Annotated in this window: 16 protein-coding genes, 1 tRNA gene and 1 pseudogene; 9 read left to right on the forward strand and 9 right to left on the reverse strand. The window is 34.3% G+C overall.

Annotated elements, in window-relative coordinates; genetic code table 11:
- The 3 genes and pseudogenes from CCAND38_RS07700 to CCAND38_RS07710 form a co-directional block, all read right to left on the reverse strand.
- Nucleotides 1-738, reverse strand: a pseudogene (locus CCAND38_RS07700) (M23 family metallopeptidase); the annotation flags it as partial.
- A 242-nt stretch (nt 739-980) separates the two neighbouring features.
- Entirely contained in the window at nt 981-2,432 is a 1,452-nt protein-coding gene (locus tag CCAND38_RS07705; protein ID WP_042344690.1) for an amino acid permease, read from the reverse strand.
- Nucleotides 2,433-2,554: 122 nt separating this feature from the next.
- Nucleotides 2,555-4,597, reverse strand: coding sequence for an HD family phosphohydrolase (locus CCAND38_RS07710; RefSeq protein WP_042344691.1), 2,043 nt, complete (start codon nt 4,595-4,597; stop codon nt 2,555-2,557).
- Between the two features lie 143 nt (nt 4,598-4,740).
- Between CCAND38_RS07710 and CCAND38_RS07715 the strand changes: the two genes are divergently transcribed.
- On the forward strand, nt 4,741-5,580 hold the full coding sequence (locus CCAND38_RS07715; protein ID WP_042344692.1) for a hypothetical protein: 840 nt from the start codon (nt 4,741-4,743) through the stop codon (nt 5,578-5,580).
- Between the two features lie 526 nt (nt 5,581-6,106).
- On the opposite strand, the gene CCAND38_RS07720 is transcribed toward CCAND38_RS07715, so the two are convergent.
- The 4 genes from CCAND38_RS07720 to CCAND38_RS07735 form a co-directional block, all read right to left on the reverse strand.
- Nucleotides 6,107-6,180 (reverse strand) — tRNA-Asn (locus CCAND38_RS07720).
- A 91-nt stretch (nt 6,181-6,271) separates the two neighbouring features.
- Nucleotides 6,272-7,525, reverse strand: coding sequence for a 3-deoxy-D-manno-octulosonic acid transferase (locus CCAND38_RS07725; protein ID WP_042344693.1), 1,254 nt, complete (start codon nt 7,523-7,525; stop codon nt 6,272-6,274).
- A gap of 124 nt (nt 7,526-7,649) precedes the next feature.
- Nucleotides 7,650-8,600, reverse strand: a complete 951-nt coding sequence (locus tag CCAND38_RS07730; protein WP_231550017.1) for a YihY/virulence factor BrkB family protein — start codon at nt 8,598-8,600, stop codon at nt 7,650-7,652.
- Between the two features lie 4 nt (nt 8,601-8,604).
- A complete protein-coding gene (locus tag CCAND38_RS07735; protein ID WP_052458194.1) occupies nt 8,605-9,882 on the reverse strand; it encodes a murein hydrolase activator EnvC family protein in 1,278 nt (425 codons plus the stop codon).
- A 153-nt stretch (nt 9,883-10,035) separates the two neighbouring features.
- On the opposite strand from CCAND38_RS07735, the gene CCAND38_RS07740 reads away from it, so the two are divergent.
- The 8 genes from CCAND38_RS07740 to CCAND38_RS07775 all read left to right on the forward strand — a co-directional run bounded on the left by CCAND38_RS07740 (nt 10,036) and on the right by CCAND38_RS07775 (nt 17,386).
- Nucleotides 10,036-10,530: an LptE family protein gene (locus CCAND38_RS07740; RefSeq protein WP_042010513.1), complete on the forward strand. Its 495-nt coding sequence runs from the start codon at nt 10,036-10,038 to the stop codon at nt 10,528-10,530.
- Nucleotides 10,531-10,534: 4 nt separating this feature from the next.
- Complete coding sequence (locus tag CCAND38_RS07745) at nt 10,535-11,476, forward strand: DUF8458 domain-containing protein (protein WP_042344694.1); 942 nt, start codon at nt 10,535-10,537, stop codon at nt 11,474-11,476.
- A gap of 3 nt (nt 11,477-11,479) precedes the next feature.
- Nucleotides 11,480-11,830 carry a preprotein translocase subunit SecG gene (gene secG / locus CCAND38_RS07750; protein ID WP_042010518.1) on the forward strand — a complete coding sequence of 117 codons (351 nt, stop codon included), beginning with the start codon at nt 11,480-11,482 and terminating at the stop codon, nt 11,828-11,830.
- A 209-nt stretch (nt 11,831-12,039) separates the two neighbouring features.
- Nucleotides 12,040-12,318, forward strand: a complete 279-nt coding sequence (locus CCAND38_RS07755) for a co-chaperone GroES (RefSeq protein ID WP_042010520.1) — start codon at nt 12,040-12,042, stop codon at nt 12,316-12,318.
- Between the two features lie 50 nt (nt 12,319-12,368).
- Nucleotides 12,369-12,722 (forward strand): four helix bundle protein, encoded by a 354-nt coding sequence (locus tag CCAND38_RS07760; protein ID WP_042344696.1) that lies wholly within the window; start codon nt 12,369-12,371, stop codon nt 12,720-12,722.
- A gap of 52 nt (nt 12,723-12,774) precedes the next feature.
- Nucleotides 12,775-14,412, forward strand: a complete 1,638-nt coding sequence (groL, locus tag CCAND38_RS07765) for a chaperonin GroEL (protein WP_042010526.1) — start codon at nt 12,775-12,777, stop codon at nt 14,410-14,412.
- Between the two features lie 149 nt (nt 14,413-14,561).
- Nucleotides 14,562-15,566 (forward strand): DNA polymerase III subunit delta, encoded by a 1,005-nt coding sequence (gene holA, locus CCAND38_RS07770; protein WP_042344697.1) that lies wholly within the window; start codon nt 14,562-14,564, stop codon nt 15,564-15,566.
- Nucleotides 15,567-15,601: 35 nt separating this feature from the next.
- Nucleotides 15,602-17,386 (forward strand): ABC transporter ATP-binding protein, encoded by a 1,785-nt coding sequence (locus CCAND38_RS07775; protein WP_042344698.1) that lies wholly within the window; start codon nt 15,602-15,604, stop codon nt 17,384-17,386.
- 186 nt (nt 17,387-17,572) lie between these two features.
- Here CCAND38_RS07775 and CCAND38_RS07780 read toward each other — a convergent pair whose 3' ends face one another.
- Together CCAND38_RS07780 and CCAND38_RS07785 are read right to left on the reverse strand one after the other, a co-directional pair.
- The gene (locus CCAND38_RS07780) at nt 17,573-18,469 is read right to left on the reverse strand and encodes a DNA adenine methylase (protein ID WP_231550018.1); all 897 of its coding nucleotides are present in this window, start codon (nt 18,467-18,469) and stop codon (nt 17,573-17,575) included.
- Nucleotides 18,466-20,025: a ParB N-terminal domain-containing protein gene (locus tag CCAND38_RS07785; protein ID WP_042344699.1), complete on the reverse strand. Its 1,560-nt coding sequence runs from the start codon at nt 20,023-20,025 to the stop codon at nt 18,466-18,468. The genes CCAND38_RS07780 and CCAND38_RS07785 overlap by 4 nt, the downstream gene beginning before the upstream one ends.
- Between the last annotated feature and the right edge of the window lie 311 nt (nt 20,026-20,336).

Genomic DNA, 20,336 nt, shown 5'->3' on the forward strand with positions numbered 1-20,336 from the left:
TTAGCCATAGCCGTGATCGATACGAATATGCTTTCCATACCCCGAGGAAGCGTCATCGGCTCGTGTGATAACCCCATCGCCTGAGGCGTAAATAGGTGTGCCTGTGGGTGCTGTGAAATCTATTCCGTTATGAAATTTTTTCGCTTTCGTAAAAGGATCATTTCGCCACCCAAAGCCAGAAGCTATTCGTGTTAAATCTTTATTATCAACTGGTTGTATCGCAGGAATGGATGCTAAGAATTTCTCTTTCTCTTTAGAAAGCCCTGCAATTTCATCTAAGGATTTTGACTGAACTACTAATTGCTTTTGTAAAATTTCTAAACGTTTGGTGGTAGCAATAAGCAACTTAGAGTTGTCGAAATTTTCAAGGTGTTCATAGCGATTTATTCCTCCAAAACCACTTTTTCGTTGCTCTTCAGGAATAGGAGCTACATCAAAATACAAACGATACATATTGTTGTCTCTCTCCTGAATATTGGCTAACACCTCTTCCATTTGTTCCATTTTTTTATTTAGGATTTGGTATTGGGTTTCATATTGCTTTACTTCTCGTTGCAACGAAAGTTCTCGAGGAGTATAAAAAAAACGCATATTTATCATCAGAAACATCGTAATCCCTCCAAAGAGAGCCGAAGCTACCAAGAAAAGGATAATATTTCTAATCTTTGTTCGCTTTTTACTTGCAATACGCTTGTAAGAAAGCGTTTCTGGGTCGTAATAATATTTTACTTTTTTCATAGGATATTTTTATTCTCACACTGAGTTTGTAAAATAATTTGAATTACTAACAGATGATTCGTGTGAAAACCATTGCCAATAAGGGCAAAGATAAGAAAAAATACATATAGCTTTCTCTAATTTTGAAAAAAGTTATAAGGTGTTTTTTAAACAAATAAGCAAATTAGATCATTTAGCAATGATTGATGTTGAACATATATCCGAAATTTATAAAACAAAAACTTACTGAAATTCTAGAAAATCTAATTAAAATTGGTTGATTTATTACGTGTCTTTTTTCTATCTGACGACCTCTTGATTACAAAATAGCTAAGTCCTAAAACTCCAATCCAAACTGGAATCAATAGCACAGAAAGCAACATCCCCGTTAGGGTCATCACGCCTAAAATAGCTATCAAAAAAGCAATAGACACATAGTTAGAAAAAGGATATAAAATTGATGGGAATTTAACTTTTACTTGTTCTTGGTTTTTTACTTTTCGGAATTTTATATGGGTAAATGAAATCATCACCCAATTGATAATCAAGCATGAAACTACCAACGACATCAAAATATTAAATGCCTGTTCAGGTACAAATTTATTGATGATAACGCACAACGCTACGAAGCAACTCGATACTATGATAGCTCGGATCGGAACAGCGTTTTTACTCAGATGCTTCAAAAATTTTGGTGCATTGCCCTGTTCAGAAAGCCCGTAAAGCATACGACTGTTACTATAAACTGAAGAATTATAAACGGAAAGAGCAGCTGTTAAAACTATAATATTCAATGCATTAGCAATCAAATGAGTAACCGAATGTTCTTTCCCAAAAAGAGAGAAATTCAATCCTTTCAAATTATCAAAAACCGTCACAAAGGGACTTGTGTTCGTGGTAATAGTTTCCCACGGAGCTAATGAGAAAAGGATTATCAACGCTCCAATGTAAAAAATTAATATCCTGTAAATCACCTGATTGGTAGCTTTGGGAATATTCTTCTCTGGATTTTCGGCTTCAGCTGCAGTAATTCCGATGAGTTCCAACCCACCGAAGGAGAACATAATGATTGCCATCACAGCTAAAAGTCCTTGGTAGCCACTGTCAGTTTTTTCAAACCATCCTTTCGGAAAAAAACCACCGTTATTTACCAAATTTTCAACCGTAGCTTCTGCTCCACCTGTACCTGATAAAAGCAAGTATGTTCCAAATAGAATCATGGCAATGATCGCGATTACTTTCACAATAGCAAACCAAAATTCGGCCTCCCCAAATAATTTTACCGAACCTAAATTGAGTGCCGTTATGGCTAAGAAGAAAAATCCGCTTGATGCCCATAACGGAATTTCGGGCCACCAATAGCGGACGTAAACACCAATGGCAGTGAGTTCAGCCATGGAAACCAAAATGTACAACACCCAGTAATTCCATCCTGAGATATAACCTGCAAAATTTCCCCAGTATTTATAGGCAAAATAGGAGAACGATCCTGAAACTGGTTCTTCAACTACCATCTCCCCCAACTGTCGCATAATGAAAAAGGCTATAATGCCTGCCAAGGCATAGCCCAAAATAACGGAAGGCCCAGCCAGAACAGCGGCTGAACCAATACCTAAAAAAAGTCCTGTGCCAATAGCTCCTCCCAAAGCAATAAGCTGTATGTGTCTGTTGGACAGTCCCCTGCGTAGCTCTTGATTTTTATTTGTATCTTCCATAGTCATTTTTCAAGTAAGCAAAAATAGAAGAAAGATTCTTATCCGCAAAATAAAATGTTCTTACCTAAAAAAAATACAAATAACGTTTTTGTTTACTAAAATTTCTAAGAGATACAATCTTTCTACTCTGGGTAAGCGATTCGAACGTGATAAATGTTCGTTAATTTATTTTTAAAGACTTGCTTTACCTTTTCGATTTCTCTAAGTGTAATATCTGCGTTAGCAAACTGATTTTCATCCAATTGCTTTTTAATGATTTTATCTACAAACTCGTCTATCATTTGGTAAGTTGGATTTTTGAGACTTTTTGTAGCAGCCTCAACAGAATCTGCCATCATTAAAATAGCGGTTTCCTTTGAAAAAGGAGCGGGACCCGGATATCTAAAATCTGCTTCTTGACAATCTGGATTCAGTTCTTGTTCCTTTTTATAAAAATAGTACGTGAGTGTTGTTCCGTGGTGCGAACGTATGAAATCAATCACTCGCTTTGGTAGTTTATTTTTTCGGGCTAATTCCACACCATCAGTTACGTGATTAATAATAATTTTTGCACTTTGCAAAGGAGATAACTTATCATGTGGATTAATGCTTGTTTTTTGATTTTCAATAAAATAAATTGGATTTAGCATCTTTCCTATGTCATGATATAATGCTCCTACGCGAACCAATAGAGTGTTACCTCCAATCTTGGCTGCGGCGGCTTCAGCTAAATTGGCTACTTGCATCGAATGTTGAAAAGTTCCCGGTGCTTTGTCGGAAAGTTCTCGTAACAATTTGGAATTGGTGTCGCTCAACTCTAAGAGTGAAACATCGGACACTAATCCAAATACTTTTTCATAAATGTAGGTCAATGGTTGGGAAAAAAGAATTCCTATCCCATTGAGAATAAAGAGTGTAAGCAAAGAAATGTCTATATTCTGATAACTTCCTTCTGTGATAAAATGAAAAGCAATATAAGTTATCAAATAGGTTCCCGTTATGAGAGCTGCCGACACAAAACTATTCAATCGGTAATGTAGTCCTTTTGGGGTAATAATAATTGTTAATGCTGCAATAATCTGAATTACAATAAATTGGAAACTATTTGGAGCAACAAAGCCCAATAGTAAAACAGTAACTATAAAAACAAAAATAACCGTTCTCAAATCAAAAAATGACTTGAGAATCAGCACAATAATCCCTACAGGTACCAAATAAATGTAGTCTGGAAACCGATGAGCGATGAAACTTACCAACAAAATTATTGACAACACACTAAACAGAATTACTGAAATTTTAGTGTTGTTCTTGAATATTTTGCGTTCATAAATTCGCAAATACAATCCCATTAGAAATAGTACCATCCCAACCAAAACATAATAGCCAAGTAACGACCAATAGTAGTTGCTTTGATTCCAGTTTTCTGACTGATATTCAGCTTGTAACGAATTAAGAGCATTCAGTTTTTCACCCTCAATCATTTCTCCTTTGGCGATAATAAGTTGACCTTGTTTTATCCATCCACGTGTATAAACAATTTCTTTAAGGTTTTCCTCCAAGGCTTTTTGTGTGAAATTCTGATCAATTTTAATATCGGGTTGCAGAACTTCGAAAAATAAATCATAATACGCATCTGTAAAATTAGCGTATTCATTCTCTTCAAAAAAATCACGGATTTTGGTATTTAATTCATCTAAAAAGAATACCTGTTCAATCGGCAACTCACAAACTTCATTATTGTGCTGAATCATCGTTAGGTTGCTTCCTTTGACATATTCTGAAGAAATCATCACTCCATTTTGATATGCAAATTTCAAAAAATCCGCACCTTTGCTGAATAACTTCTCTTTTTTCTCTTGTGAAATATTCCGGAAGTACTGATTTTTTCTGTCATCAAATTTTACTTGTGAAATTTGGAAAACAGTGGTGTCCTTTTTATAGTAAACCACAGATTTCTCTTCTATTGCACGTTTTTCAGCTGTGATTTGTTCGTCCGATTTCTTCAAAGAGAAATCAAATGGAGCGTAGAGCGTTTCATGTTGCCATGGCTTACCTTTCTGGAATTCATATTTAAATTTAGCTTTTTTTGGAAACACTTGGACAATTAAAATTAAGGCCACCAAAAAGAGGAAAGTTTTAAATATAGTTGATTTCCGCAAGGATAATGCAAAACGAAACTGTTTCATAATGTAATGAAAAATAGAATTGTAATAGGCAAATATACGAAAAAAATGATAGATTTGCGAACTGTAAAAAAAATAATCACATCCAACTTTGGCATACCTATTGATACAACGATTTAAGAAAGAATTACTTAATACGTTGTGATATGAAAAAAATATTCATCATCCCTATTTTAATGTTACTAACTCTGTCAAGTTGCTCTGTGGACGACAAATACGACAATAGACTACATTTGCATGAGTTTTTACATTCATTTGATTTGTGGCATATTGATATTAATCAAACAATGGGTAATGCTCGTATTCCGATGCTTAGCCGTGCCTTTACAATGACATTTCATTACAACACGGAAGTGACAGCAAATAACAATTTGGTAGGATTAGGCACTATAGGGAACGGCTATGGTCTTAGGATTGGTCGTTACAATACTTCGGGTGATCATCTGACCATTTCGCACGACAGAGATGGTGTTTTCCACTTCAAAGTAGTACAAATATCTTCCAATGAAATTGATCTGATTGATTTGGATTCCGATGCAGTATATCGATTGATCGGCTACCGAAAAGCTAAATTTGACTACAATCAATTATTTTTCGATAATATCGCATATTTTCTGCAAGAGTATGAATTTTGGCAAAAATCACATACGAGTGTGCAAGGATTAGAAAATCCGTTTGATCAAGAAAACTTTTTATTCTTTTTTAATAATAAAGGAGCATATGCCTTTGAAACTAAACATTCGCTTTACAACAGTAACTTAATCGGATTTGGAACATACCGCATTGAAAGTACTAACTTTAAAGATGTTAAACGATTGATTTTGCTGTACGGTCGCGATACAGAGGTTTTTGAACTACGAGTAATTAATGACCAAACCATTGAGTTGTATCACCTAAAATCAAGAACTACATACGAATTTGTGGGAATGAGAAATATTGTTTTCCTAAAAGATAAAGATTCTCCTCAAAGAGAGAAAGTACAGTAAAAATTCTTCTCAGCGATGAGAAAACTCACTTATTTTCGGATTTTATTTGAAAGAAATCACTCATCACGACACTCCTACATCGGAGCAAATTTCCTTTGAAATAAAAAATATCACTTAGCATAAAGGTTTTCATTTAAAAGGAAATGACTTGAAAAGAATCCCAATAAAATCGCTATAATTTATTTATGTTTTTTGAAAACATAAATTCTTTTTGAAGAAGAATTTTATAGAATTGAGAAGTGTTCGCTGAAAAATGTCTTGCATAAGCCGAAAAACTATTTTTGGGATTGTAAGCATTATTAAAGAAGAGAAAAACGGGGTCACAAGACGTTGAAAGACACTGAAAAACGTTGGACATTATGTATGCGTATAGCCTATTTTAGGCTTAGTTTTGGAAGTTTACAACCTCTTTCAAAACAAGCAAATTACGTCCTTTTGAAAATAGTTTTTTAGACAAACACGCCTGTATTTCACACGAAAAAATAAAAAAAGCACTTACATTTTTGTAAGTGCTTGATTCTCTTTGCTCCCCCTACTGGACTTGAACCAGTGACCCTCTGATTAACAGTCAGATGCTCTAACCAACTGAGCTAAGGAGGAATTTGTTTTCATTTCTGATTTGCGATTGCAAAGGTACAACAAATTTTGATTTCTGCAACAAATAATCAAAAAAAATCAATCTTAAAAAGTGTTAATTTTTATAACTATCTGATTTACAAGTGTTTTTTTTGACGAAGTTCATAAACTTTTGAGTTGCTCCACTTTGATTTTGGATGTATGTTCTATTAATATTTCCTATCTCAGCTCGTGTAATGGGAGAATCAATTAGTGAGAATAATATCTTTTGGAGTTTTTCACTACTATCTACAGAAATGACTCCACCTTTTTCAACCAATTCTTTAGCTTCATTAAACTTTTCATAATTCTTCCCGATGATGACTGGAATTCCAAACACAGCAGGTTCTAAAACATTATGCAGACCACTGTTGCCCATACCTCCTCCCACATAAGCAATATCTGCATAGCTATATACCTTGGTTAGAATACCCACCGTATCTAGAATATACACTTGAAAATCAGATGTGTTAAAGTCTTTTTTCTCAGAGAACAAAACGCTTTTCAGGTGTATTTTTTCTCGTAAAGCATTAATTTTTTCAGTATGTATATCATGAGGTGCTATGATATATTTTACGTTTTCCTTGCCTGAGTTGATTATATCCACATAGATACTTTCGTCCTCTTCCCAAGAGCTACCAAATACCACGCAGAGAGAGTTACCTACAAATTTTTCAATGAAATCCAAGTGATTATCTCGATGTAGAATTTCAGTAACTCGGTCAAATCGTGTATCTCCACTAACTGTAATGTTTTCAAAACCAATCGATTGTAATAATTGTTTTGATTTTTGATTTTGTACAAAAAAATGGCTAAAGCAATGTAGTGCATTGCGCATCATGCCACCGTAAGGCTTGAAAAAAATCTGCTTTTCACGGAATATTCCTGACAATAAGAAAGTAGGTACATTCCTCTTTTTCAGAGTAATAAGATAGTGATACCAGAACTCATATTTCACGAAGACAGCCATCTTGGGCTGTATAATATCTATGAATTTTCTTGTATTCCGAGGTGTGTCCAATGGTAAATAGACAATCACATCAGCTTCAGGACTATTCTTCCGTACTTCATAACCTGAAGGAGAAAAGAAAGTCACCACAACCTTATAATGTTTTCTGAGTTCTTTAATCACAGGCAATCCTTGCTCAAACTCACCAAGAGAGGCAACATGAACCCATACATAATCCTGATTTTTAGCTATTTTTGACTGTAATATGTCAAAAACATCCTTTCTTCCACTGATAAAGAGGCGTATTTTGGGATTAAACAATGCTACTATATGCAAAATAAATCCTAAAAAGTAGATACTTATCGTATATAAAATAACCATGTTTTTTTAATATTTTACTTTTCCGGCTTTGAAAGGCTCATTTCTCCCAAAAGTATCCGATTATAAAAAAAAATAAATGCATAGATCAATTGCAGAAGGTAAGATAATCTTCAAGTCATTTTCCTTAGGCTGATTTATTTTTCTTTTTTGCATAGGTAACTTCCTCCGTTTTTATGATTACTCGTACAGAGTAATTGCTTGGCTCAATAGGAGTTCCGTACTGCTCGGAGTAGTTTTTCGTGAAAACAGCTCCAAAATAGAGAATCATTGCTGAGTAATAAACCCAAAGCAACAATACTAAAATTGAACCTGTAGCCCCGTAAACGTCTAATTTAGCTGTATTTACCAAATAATTTCCAATAATGAATTTACCCAACATAAACAAAACAGAAGTGAAAGCTGCGCCGATAAACGTATCTTTCCACTTTAGTTTTCCATCGGGGAGTGTTTTGAATATAAAGCTAAAGATGATTGTCACGATCAAAAATACGATACCAACATTAATTAGTTGAGCAATATAAACCGTATTTTCAGAAAATAATCTAACAAGTTGCCTAGATAGGAGGTCGATGACCGTATTGATAATCAAGCTCACTAATAGTACAAACCCTAAGGCTCCAATCATGGCAAAAGAAAGTAATCGATTGATAATGAATCTGATTATTCCTTTTTTAGGTTTAGCCTTTAGTTCCCAAATATAGTTGATAGAACTTTGAATTTCCGCAAAAACAGCTGATGCGGTAAACAACAGAGTTCCAATACTTACCCAATAAGCAATTTGATTTGACCCATCAAAGTTCATGTTTAATATGACTTCTTGTATTTGCTCTGCCGATTTTTCGCCTACCAAATTGGCTATCTGTAGGAAGAATTCATCCGAAACCTCTCTGGAATCATGAAACAGTCCTACGGAAGAGATTAACAAAATAGCTAATGAGGGCAATGCAAATATGGTAGAATAGGACAGTGATGCACTCAATTTGAGGCAATTATCATCCATGAATTCCATTCCCGAAGTTTTTAATAGTTTAATAAAAGGATTATTAGTAATTCTATTTACAATTCTTTTTATCATTTTCTTACATTTTATGTATCCAAAATTCTGGATTTAAACGAGTTGTATTTTTATAAAGGAAAAATTTCATTTCCGTTTTTCCGTTTTTGTCGGTGAATATTTTTCCTAAAAAATCACGAGCTTTGACTTTATCTCCTTTTTTTACATATACATCAGTTAGGTTATAATAGATGGTAATATAATTTCCGTGTCGTACCTGTACCACTTTATTACTTCCTGGAATAGACTGAATAGCAGACACTTCACCTTCAAAGACAACCCTTGCTTCAGCCCCAGGTTCAGTAGCTATGGTTACCCCATTATTGTAGTGTTTCAAACTTGGGTACACAGGGTCGCTATACTCCCCGAAGCCTTGTGATTTATATCCTTTCACCACAGGCCAAATCAAATTTCCTTTATTAGCCTCAAAACTATCAGCAACTTTTTTTGATTCAGGTGTAAGCATAAAAACCGCGTTTTCTGATGAAGATTTCGCGTTTTTGTTGTTTTTTGCCAATCGCTCTCGCTCTTTTCGGTTTGCTTCGATAATGGCTAGGCGAATTAATCGTTGAATTTCTCGGTCAATTGCATCAGCTTGTTTTTGTTTTTCTCGGATTTGTTTTTCATAATCACGCTCTTTTTTGCGTATGGTTGTTGCTAACTCCTCTAGTTGTTTTTTTTCACCTTTAAGGGTTTGTTGTTCTTGCCGATTTTCCTCCAAAACTACCTTTTTCTCTTGGTGTTGCGAAACCAATTTTTGGTTTACTTCCTTGATTCTTTTCGACTTGTCTTGAATGAGAAAAACCTGTTTCTTCCGATAATCCACATATTGCTTCATGTAGGATAAACGTTTGTATCCCTGCCAAAAGCTTTCCGACGATAATAAAAACATCAATCGATTTTGAGAGGATTTGCTTTTGTACGATTGTTCGATGAGTTTAGCGTATTCTGATTTGTGAAAATCCAAATCTTTTTTGAGTGAGCCCAATTGTTTTTCGTTTTCATCAATTTCTTTCGACAGTAAATTTGCCTGTTGTTGTGTAATTTGAATAAGGCGTGAGCGCATCTGGATTTTTTCATTGGTTTCTTCAATCTGCAAAACGGTCGATTTATGCTGTTTTGCCTGTTGTGAACGCAGTACAGACATCTGTTTTATCTGTTCAATGAGTGCTTTTTTGCGTTCTTCCAACTCTTTCTGTTTATTTTGAGCCGTTCCTCCAAGTGAAAATAAAACGAAAAACAACAAAAAAAACACTTTTTGCAGAAGACGAACAAATAAGGTTGTATGTTTTTGAAGTGACATGGATTTGTATTCAGGAATAATTGTTAGTTGCAAAAATACAACAAAAAGTAAAACAAACACTATGAATCCTTATTTTTTGCGCCTATTTTTTGCATCACATCTTGTGTAATTTAAAAAAAAGGTGTACCTTGCGAAACTTATTTAGGTAGATTGATGAGAAAGTTTTTGATATTTGCCCTGTGTCTAACAGCCATGGTTAGCTGTGGAATTTACAATTTTACGGGAGGTAGTACTGGAAACGCGAAAACCTTTCAAGTGAATTTTTTTCGTAATGATGCTCCCATTGTAGAGCCTGGCTTAGATAGGGATTTCACTATTGCACTACAGGATTTGATTAACAATCAGACCAATTTGTCTTTGACCGATCGGAATGCTGATTTGGTTTACGAGGGCGAAATTATTGATTTCAGTATTGCCCCAATGACGGCAACAGCTCAACAAACAGCAGCCCAAAACCGATTGACAATTTCGGTTAATGTGCGTTTCACAAACAACACCGAAGAGAATAAAGATTTTGAAAAACGTTTTTCTCATTACTATGACTATCCAGGGAATAGTCAACTCAGTGCCGTAAAAGGAACAGCCATCCCTGAAATTTTTGAACGTATCACTCAGGATATCTTTAACGCCTCATTAGCAGATTGGTAACGCAATGACTGTCAAAGAGTTTGTTGAAATATTAAAAAATCCGCATACCATTAATGAACGGCAAGCACACGAGTTAGATAACATCGTGCAGGAATATCCATTTTTTCAAGCGGCTCGAATGTTGCAACTAAAGTTGTTGCATACACAAGGAGATTACCGTTATTCCAAAGCACTAAAATTAGCATCGGTTCACGTGTTGGACCGTTCCATTTTATATGATTTTATTCATTCAACAGACAAAAACACTCAAATTCAAGAATTTACAAGGCAATTGTTTGAACGTAGAATTGAGCAGCCACAATCGATAGTTAAGCCCTCACAACAAGAAATTCCGCTGTCTCAACCAGTGATTTTACCACAACAGCCACAGTCAATGAATCCTCCTCAGCGACAAGAAGGATTCTCACATGTGCCGAATTTTATGCCTCAAATTCCAAAAAATGAAAAGCAAGATGAAAATTTTGCAAATCCATTTGGGAAAACGGAAGATTTTAATCCAACCTTCGTCCCCAAGCAAGAGGCTAAAACAACTTCATCTCAAGAAGAACAAAACAAACAAACGGGCAAGCCATTTGAGTCTATTCCTAAGTGGATAGAGCAAATTTCCGAAGAAAACGAGGTTTTGCAACGAGATCATGACAAACAGATTGAAAATAAGGAAGATAAGATAGCAGAAAAATTTCGTCTCATTGACAAATTTTTGGAAAACAATCCTAAAATAGAGCCGTCAAAAGATTATGTATCAAACGTGAATTTAGCTGATGAAGTTAAGAGTGATCCACAGCAACTGATGACCGAAACATTAGCTCAGGTTTACGTAAATCAGCGAAAATTTAAATTAGCAATTCAGGCTTATGAAATATTAATTTTGAAAAATCCAGAAAAAAGTGCTTACTTTGCAACCCAAATACAAAAAATAAAAAATTTACAACAAAATAATTTATAAAAAATGACAGCATTCAACATTTTTTTAGTTCTTATTGTAGTAGTATGTTTGCTACTTGGATTGGTTATTATGGTTCAAAATCCAAAAGGAGGGGGACTTTCTTCAACATTTGGTGGTAACACACAAGTAGTTGGAGGAGTTAAAAAAACAGGTGACTTTTTAGAGCGTAGTACTTGGACTTTTGCAACGCTTTTGGCAGCTTTGATTTTGATTGCTAACACTTTGTTACAGTCCAAAACAGGAACAGATTCTGATTCAAGATTATTAGACGGAGCTCCGATTGAAAATAACATCTTGAATGCCCCTGCTAACAGCTCAGAGCAACCGGGAACTACTTCTGAAACAGCGAACTAAAAGAAGTATAAAAGTCTTATCTATTTTACAAGCACCTCGCATTTTTGTAAGGTGCTTTTCGGATTTTTCTCAGAATTTAAGGAAGTTGAATAAAATATCAAGAGAGGAATGTTTTGGGTAGTAAACTGACTTTATGTCAGTATATTTTAATTTGGCATACTTTCTGACTTTAAGCAAATAAAATTTAAACACAAAAATAATATAAAAATATGGCAAAAGTAAATATTCGACCGTTGGCTGACCGAGTTGTCATTGAACCAGCGGTAGCTGAGACCACTACGGCATCAGGTATTATCATTCCTGACACTGCAAAAGAAAAACCACAAAAAGGTACTGTGGTTGCGGTAGGAGCAGGAACAAAAGACAATCCTGTTACCTTGAAAGTAGGAGATGTAGTTCTTTATGGTAAATATGCAGGAACTGAACTTAAATTAGAAGGGAAAGATTATCTCATTATGAGAGAGAATGATGTTTTGGCAGTGATTTAAACATTGCTGTTAGCTGTTGGCTTTTAGCTATTAGCAAGAACCAAAATAAAATGAGAGATTTCAAAAAAATTGTAGTTTGGCAGTTAAGCCACAGCTTGGTTTTAAATATTTATCAAGTCACTAAAAACTTTCCAAAAGAAGAAATTTTTGGACTCACTTCACAAATAAGAAGATCTTTTGCATCCATTTCGTATAACATCTCGGAAGGAGCGGGCAGAGTTTCCGAAAAAGAATTCGCAAATTTTATCAATATTGCTCTTGGTTCATCAAATGAAGCTGAAAATCAATTGTTATTAGCAAAGGATTTGGGTTACATCAGCCAAGATGATTTTGAAATCTTGAATAATGACTTAATCTTAATCAAAAAACAATTAGTATCATTACGTAATAAATTAATAAAATAATCTGCGGAAAGCTAATGGCCAAAAGCTAACCGCTAAAAGCAAAGAAATAAAAATGGCAAAAGAAATAAAATTTGATATAGAAGCCCGCGAAGGCTTAAAACGTGGCGTTGATGCATTAGCAAACGCAGTAAAAGTTACTTTAGGTCCGAAAGGAAGAAACGTAATTATCAGTAAATCATTTGGTTCTCCTCATATTACCAAAGATGGTGTAACTGTAGCAAAAGAAGTTGAGTTAGAAGATGCTCTTGAAAATATGGGAGCTCAAATGGTGAAAGAAGTTGCTTCAAAAACCAATGATTTGGCTGGTGACGGAACTACTACTGCCACTGTTTTGGCTCAAGCCATCGTTAAAGAAGGTCTGAAAAACGTTGCTGCTGGTGCAAACCCGATGGATTTGAAACGCGGAATTGACAAAGCTGTTACAAAAATCGTTGAGAATTTAGCAAAACAAGCAAAAGAAGTTGGTTCTTCTTCTGAGAAAATCCGTCAAGTAGCTTCTATTTCAGCAAATAACGACGATACTATCGGTGAGTTGATTGCCGCTGCTTTCGAAAAAGTAGGAAAAGAAGGTGTTATCACTGTTGAAGAGGCTAAAGGTACTGACACTTACGTAGATGTGGTGGAGGGAATGCAGTTCGATAGAGGATATTTATCTCCTTACTTCGTGACAGATTCAGAGAAAATGGTTGCTGAATTGGACAGACCTTACATCTTATTGTACGATAAGAAAATCTCTACAATGAAAGACTTACTTCCTGTGTTAGAGCCTGTTGCTCAATCAGGTAAGCCGTTGTTAATCATTGCAGAAGACATTGACGGAGAGGCTTTAGCTACATTGGTGGTTAATAAATTGAGAGGAACACTTCGTATTGCAGCTGTAAAAGCTCCTGGATTTGGTGACAGAAGAAAAGCAATGTTGGAAGATATCGCAATCTTAACAGGAGGAACAGTTATCGCTGAAGAAAGAGGATTTACTCTTGAAAATGCAACTATCGATATGCTTGGTACAGCAGAAAAAGTTTCTATCGACAAGGATAATACAACTGTTGTAAATGGAGCTGGTGATGCTGAACAAATAAAAGCTCGTGTAAATCAGATTAAAGCTCAAATTGAAGTAACAACTTCTGATTATGACCGTGAAAAATTGCAAGAGCGTTTGGCAAAATTGTCTGGAGGTGTAGCTGTTCTTTACGTTGGTGCCGCTTCGGAAGTAGAGATGAAAGAGAAAAAAGACCGCGTTGATGATGCTCTTCACGCAACTCGTGCTGCTGTTGAAGAAGGTATCGTAGCTGGTGGAGGAATTGCTTTACTTCGTGCAAAATCTGTTTTAGCAAAACTTAAACCTGTGAATGCAGATGAAGCAACAGGAATCCAAATAGTAGCAAAATCACTGGAAGCTCCATTGAGAACGATTGTGGAAAATGCTGGTGTTGAAGGTTCAGTAGTTGTAGCTAAAGTGACGGAATCATCGCGTGACACATTTGGATATAATGCCAAAACAGATCAATACGCTGATATGTTCAAAGCAGGAATCATTGACCCTAAAAAAGTAACTCGCGTAGCGTTGGAAAATGCAGCTTCTGTAGCAGGAATGATTTTAACAACTGAATGTGCTTTGGTTGATATAAAAGATGAGAAAGCAGGAGCAGGAATGCCACCAATGGGCGGAGGAATGCCTGGAATGATGTAATCATTAGTTTGAAAGAATAATAAAAAAGGCTAACAACTTTTGTTTGTTGGCCTTTTTGTTTTGTTAGAAGCCTAATATACATTTTTAGAAATCAGCGAGGGTTTGCGAAGAAGTTTTCACTATCTTTGCACTCTACTATTTATCTACAAATGAAAGAATCTAAATCCATTATCGCAAATATAAAAAAAGGACAGATTGCCCCTATTTATTTCCTAATGGGAGATGAGCCCTATTTCATCGATGAAATTGCTAACTATATCGAAAACAACGTACTATCGGAAGATGAAAAGGGATTTAATCAAATGATACTCTATGGGCAAGATGTGTCGGTAAGCGATATTGTGAATAATTCCAAACGCTTCCCAATGATGGCTTCTCATCAGGTAATAATAGTTAAAGAAGCTCAAAATTTAGGGAATTCTATTGAAGATTTGGTTCCTTATGTTGAGAATTGTACACCTACTACGGTTTTAGTAATGTGCTACAAGTACAAAACTTTGGATAAACGCAAAAAACTTGTTAAGAGTTTAGCAAAAAACGGTGTGCTTCTTGAGAGTAAAAAACTTTATGAAAAAGACGTAATTCCTTGGATTTCAGAAGTGTTAAAAGAAAAAAAATACACAATACAACCCAAAGCAACTCAAATGTTGGTGGAATTTTTAGGAACCGATTTGAGTCGTATAGCTAATGAATTGGATAAGTTAGCTATCATTGTACCACAAAACTCAGAAATTACTCCTGAGATAATTGAAAAAAATATAGGAATCAGTAAGGATTTTAACAATTTTGAACTTCGTAGAGCTTTAGGTGAGCGTGATGAGTTGAAAACCATGCGTATTATTAACTACTTTGCTGATAATCCGAAAGATAACCCAATTGTGGTTACACTTGGAACACTCTATACTTTTTTTCAAGAATTACTAGCTTATCACGGACTTACGGATCAATCTGACCAAAATGTGGCAAAGGTTCTCGGTAAAAACCCATATTTTGTGAAAGAATATCACATTGCTGCTCGGAACTATCCAATGAAAACTGTCAGTGGAATCATTGAAAAGCTGCGAGAAATTGATATGAAAAGTAAAGGAGTTGGTTCGGTAAACATGTCACAATCTGATTTACTTAAAGAGCTTGTAATCAAAATTTTAAGATAACTTATTTAATATGATTTCTTAAATGAAGTAAGAAAATGTCAAAAATACATCAAAATAATAAACAAACTTTAATACAATTATATCAATTCGTAAAACCTTACCGTCTTACGTTTTTTCTTGTAGCTCTTTTTGCCATAATGGCATCAATACTTTCTGCATCCCAACCGTATATGATAAAAATAGCTATTGATGACTATATTACGGCTAAAAATTATGAAGGATTGTTGGTTGTTACTTATATTTTATTAGGACTACTACTTTTAGAGGTGTTCATTCAGTTTTTATTTTCTTATTTTGCTAATTGGACAGGACAATCCGTTATTCGTGATATTCGTAAAAAATTGTTTGCTCACTTGCTGGGTTTCAAAATGAAATACTATGATAAATCATCGGTAGGAGTGTTGGTTACTCGTACGGTGAATGACACGGAACGTATCGGTGAGGTTTTTAGCTCAGGGTTGTTTGAAATTGTGAGTGATCTGCTGAAAATGGTAGTGATTTCAGTAGTTATGTTTGTGATTGATTGGCGATTAGCACTCATATCTTTTGTTACAATGCCTTTCATTTTATACATGACACGTTGGTTTCAAAAATCGATGAAATCAGCCTTTGTGGAAGTGCGGAAAGAGGTGGCAAATCTGAATTCGTTCGTGCAGGAACGTATTTCAGGAATCAAAATATTGCAATTATTTTCCCAAGAAGGAGTCGAGTTAGACAAGTTCAAAGCCATCAACGAAAAACATAAAAAAGCGTGGTTACGAACCATTTGGTACAACTCTATTTTCTTTCCTGTTGGGGATTTGGCGGTATCCGTAACCATTGCTTTAATTGTATGGTATGGAGGTTATAACGCTGTTACTGAACGTACTTTTGATTTAGGGACTATTTTCTTATTCATTCAACTGACACAGATGCTTTTTCGTCCGTTGCGACATATTGCCGATAAGTTCAATACCTTGCAGATGGGAATCATAGCATCGCAACGTGTGTTTGCAATTTTGGAATCGACACAAGACAGTGAAGTTAATGGTACTACAATTCTTACAGAAGTTAAAGGGCAAATACGTTTTGAAGATGTATACTTTGAATATGTTGAAGGAGAGGAAATTTTGCATGGAATCAGTTTTGAGGTGCAACAAGGTGAAACCATTGCTATCGTCGGGGCTACGGGAGCAGGTAAAAGTACGATTATCAATCTGTTAAATCGATTTTATGATATTAAAGCAGGGGCAATCTATATTGATAATACAAACATAAAGGATGTTCAGTTAACATCGTTGCGTAGTCATATTGCAGTCGTACTACAAGATGTACTGCTATTTGCGGACAGTATTTTGAACAATATTACCCTCGGAAATACGAATATCACGGAAGCAGAAGTAATCGAAGCTGCAAAGAGCATTGGAGTACACGATTTCTTTATGCAATTGCCAAACGGTTACCACTATAACGTCAAAGAACGAGGTACCATGCTTTCGGCAGGACAGCGACAACTCATCGCCTTTCTTCGTGCTTATGTAAATAAACCTCAGATACTTATCCTTGATGAAGCCACCTCATCCGTCGATTCACATTCCGAAAGACTGATACAGGAGGCTACAGAAAAAATTACTCAAGGACGTACTTCCATCATCATCGCTCACCGATTGACAACAGTGAAAAAAGCAGACAAAATCATTGTACTCGATAAAGGAAAAATCGTAGAAATGGGTAAACATGACGAACTTTTGAAACTCGAAAACGGATACTACCGAAATTTGTACGAGGTACAGTTTCGCGATGCCCCAATAGAGAGTCAAAAGAGAAACTTTTTGCATTAGTTCGCTCACAAAATATCCGATTTTCAAACTCCCTTCTTTCACAAGATAAATATGCGTATCTTTCGTATCGGGCGTTTTTAAAAACGCTCCTCTTGGGATTACGATTTCCTTTCCCAAGGAAAAGTTTTCCGTAAAAATCGTATGGAGATTCATTTTTGATTAGCTGTTCTTAATTTGGATTTATTTTTATTTTTCCTTATACATTATTTTCTTATTGAACAATTTATAATTTAAAGGATTCCAATCTTTTTCTTGTGGCTGTTTCAGTTTGTTGGAAAAAAATAAAATTTCCTTTCCATCCCTAGAATCATATGCAGTGTGCTTAAATGAGTATTCTTTTTTTGAAAATTCTTTATAAAGCTCTTTAATCTCAGGTACATTATCGTAAGAAACAATCCAATGTATATTTTGAATATTTTTTATTTTTTCACTTACTTGTTTGTGATCTCCATATTGATAATGATTCATATACAATGTACGGGCTTTTAGGTAATAAGGAGGGTCAAAATAAAATATAGTATTATTATCTTTGGTTTCTTTCTGAATTTTATCGATGAGATTTACAGCATCTTCATTATACAGGCGAATATTTTTTTTCCTTTTTGCAATTTTTTTCACTCGATTAATAAGATCAACTTTATTAAACCTACAATCCATAAGGTAGTTTCCGTTTTGCCTTATTCCTCCTATGACTCCTGCATTAATTATCCCAGATCTATTGGTTCTGTTTAAATAAAAAGTAGAAAAACCTAGTTCTAATAAATCGGCTTTTTCTTTTCTACTTTGAATAGATTTCTGTTTTCTCCATTCTTCGATGGAGAATTCCGCTTGTTCAATTAAATAGCAAAGCTTTTCTGTATTATTCAAAACAGAATGCCAAAATGCATATATTGACCTATCTTTATCATTGATTGTTATTTTGGATACATATCCTTCCATTAATAAGAATAGAGCCACCGAGGCACCACCCGAATAGGGTTCCACGTAATGCCCATTAATATCATTATCGATACAGATTTTTGCTATAAATGCGGACAGCTTATTTTTTCCGCCAGGATATCTCAAAGGTGAATAATGCATCATTCATTATTTAAATTATCAGAAAGAGATACAAATAACGGTTCCAGAGTATTCCAAGCTCTTTTATTTACATTAAAATCAATAATGTAATCAATGTTGTGTACAGCTAAATCTAAGCCTTGTTTTACATTTTCAAGATAGTCACTGATACTTTTTAATTTACTAGTATCACAAATCAGTTTTGCTAAATGTTGTTTTTTTATATAATCTAACATTGTTTTTAAACTACTGTTTACATATCCTTTATTATCATTAAATTTGAGTATTTCCATTATTTTTTCAGTATCTATTTCTTCATTTATACTATATTCACCTTTTAAATATTTGGTAAGAGTATTAATTTTTGCTTCTGTATTTTTTCTTCTTTCTTCGATTATTTTTCTCTGAAAATCTTCAGTTAAATTCTTTTTTTCGATGTAATGGTATAGAACTTGCTCTAAATATGTTCTTAATAAAATAGCAAAAGAATATTCTCTTTCAATTGGCAAAGATTTTAATTCATAAAACAATGAATTCAATTTTTCATTTTCAAAATAAATATAGCAATCACGAGGAATAATGCGCTTTGGTGTATTGGAGCTTGTTCTAGTTTTTCGTCTTGGGTTGGTTTTCTTTTTTTCTTCCTCCAAGTTTTTTCTATTCTCGGATGTTTTACCTTTTTTTGTGTTTTGATTATTACCTACCCCAAAATCAAATAAAGGATTTTGTCTTAAACTTTCTATATATTCCTTTTTTTGACTTTCATTGTTAAATTCTCTTGAAAAACCAGCACTAGTTAATAACTCTTCAAAAATATATAATAGTCTCTTATTAAACTCTTCAACAGGAATTTTAATATTCAAACTTCCATCTTCTTCTGAAAAATCTATACCTAAAAATTCTTGACCTTCTTTATAATCATAAAATCTTTCAAGGTTAGTTATATCAAAATTTGAAATCTCTATAAACTCTCCATTTTCTTCTAAATATAATTGTTGAGCCTCAAAAAATAAATTATATGCTTTCAAATATTTTTTAACCCTACTAGGTGTCTCATTTAACAACTCGCATATGTCATTTAAACTTAATCCATCTTTATAATACATATCTGCGACAAAAGAATATTGATTTCCTGTCTTCCATTTCTTCAAGGTTTCTCCTCTATGTCGGCTATAAATAATTGGGTTAGCTAAAATTCTATTGGGGGCAATATAACATCTTTTTGAATTAACAGAAAAATTATTATCTGAGATATTTTTTAATAAAATATTTGCTTTTGTTTCTGGTAAATATTTTTTAGGATTCTGCAAAAGCTTTAACGCTGCTACCCTTCTATTTCCTTCTAGCACAATTTTCTTATCTCCCTCTATACATATTATTGGCTCTTCTCCAACATAATAACCTTCCTCTGAAATTTTTTTAGCTAATTCATAAACCCCTTCATTTTCTATAAGAAACTTCATAATCTGGTTTTGGTTTAGAGCTTTTCCGTAATAATTAATTCTAGGATTTTGTAAATCAAGATTTAAAGAACTTAATTTATATTCGAATGTTTCCCAGTTAGAATAATCTTGATACATAATTTGTATTTTATAAATTTTTGTTGAGTTAGTTCAAAAAACACGATACCAGCCACAAAATTATAATAATTTTCTGTATGTCAAATATTTCTGATTAAAAATATTTGCTTGTAAAAACCTTTTCAAATTTCCTTTTCATTAAAAAAATCCCGATTAAAACAAGGCTTTTACTTCTTCTAATAGCTGTATCTGTTGTTGCAGGGAGGCGGTTGGGTTGAGTTTTCGTTTGGCGGCGATGCCCTCGTCCAGAACTTTGATGGTGGCTTTGTTGGCTTCTGAACCTTTGTCGGAATACGGAGCCGCCGCTCTGA

This window comes from Capnocytophaga canis (assembly GCF_000827555.1).
GTDB classification, from domain to species: domain Bacteria; phylum Bacteroidota; class Bacteroidia; order Flavobacteriales; family Flavobacteriaceae; genus Capnocytophaga; species Capnocytophaga canis.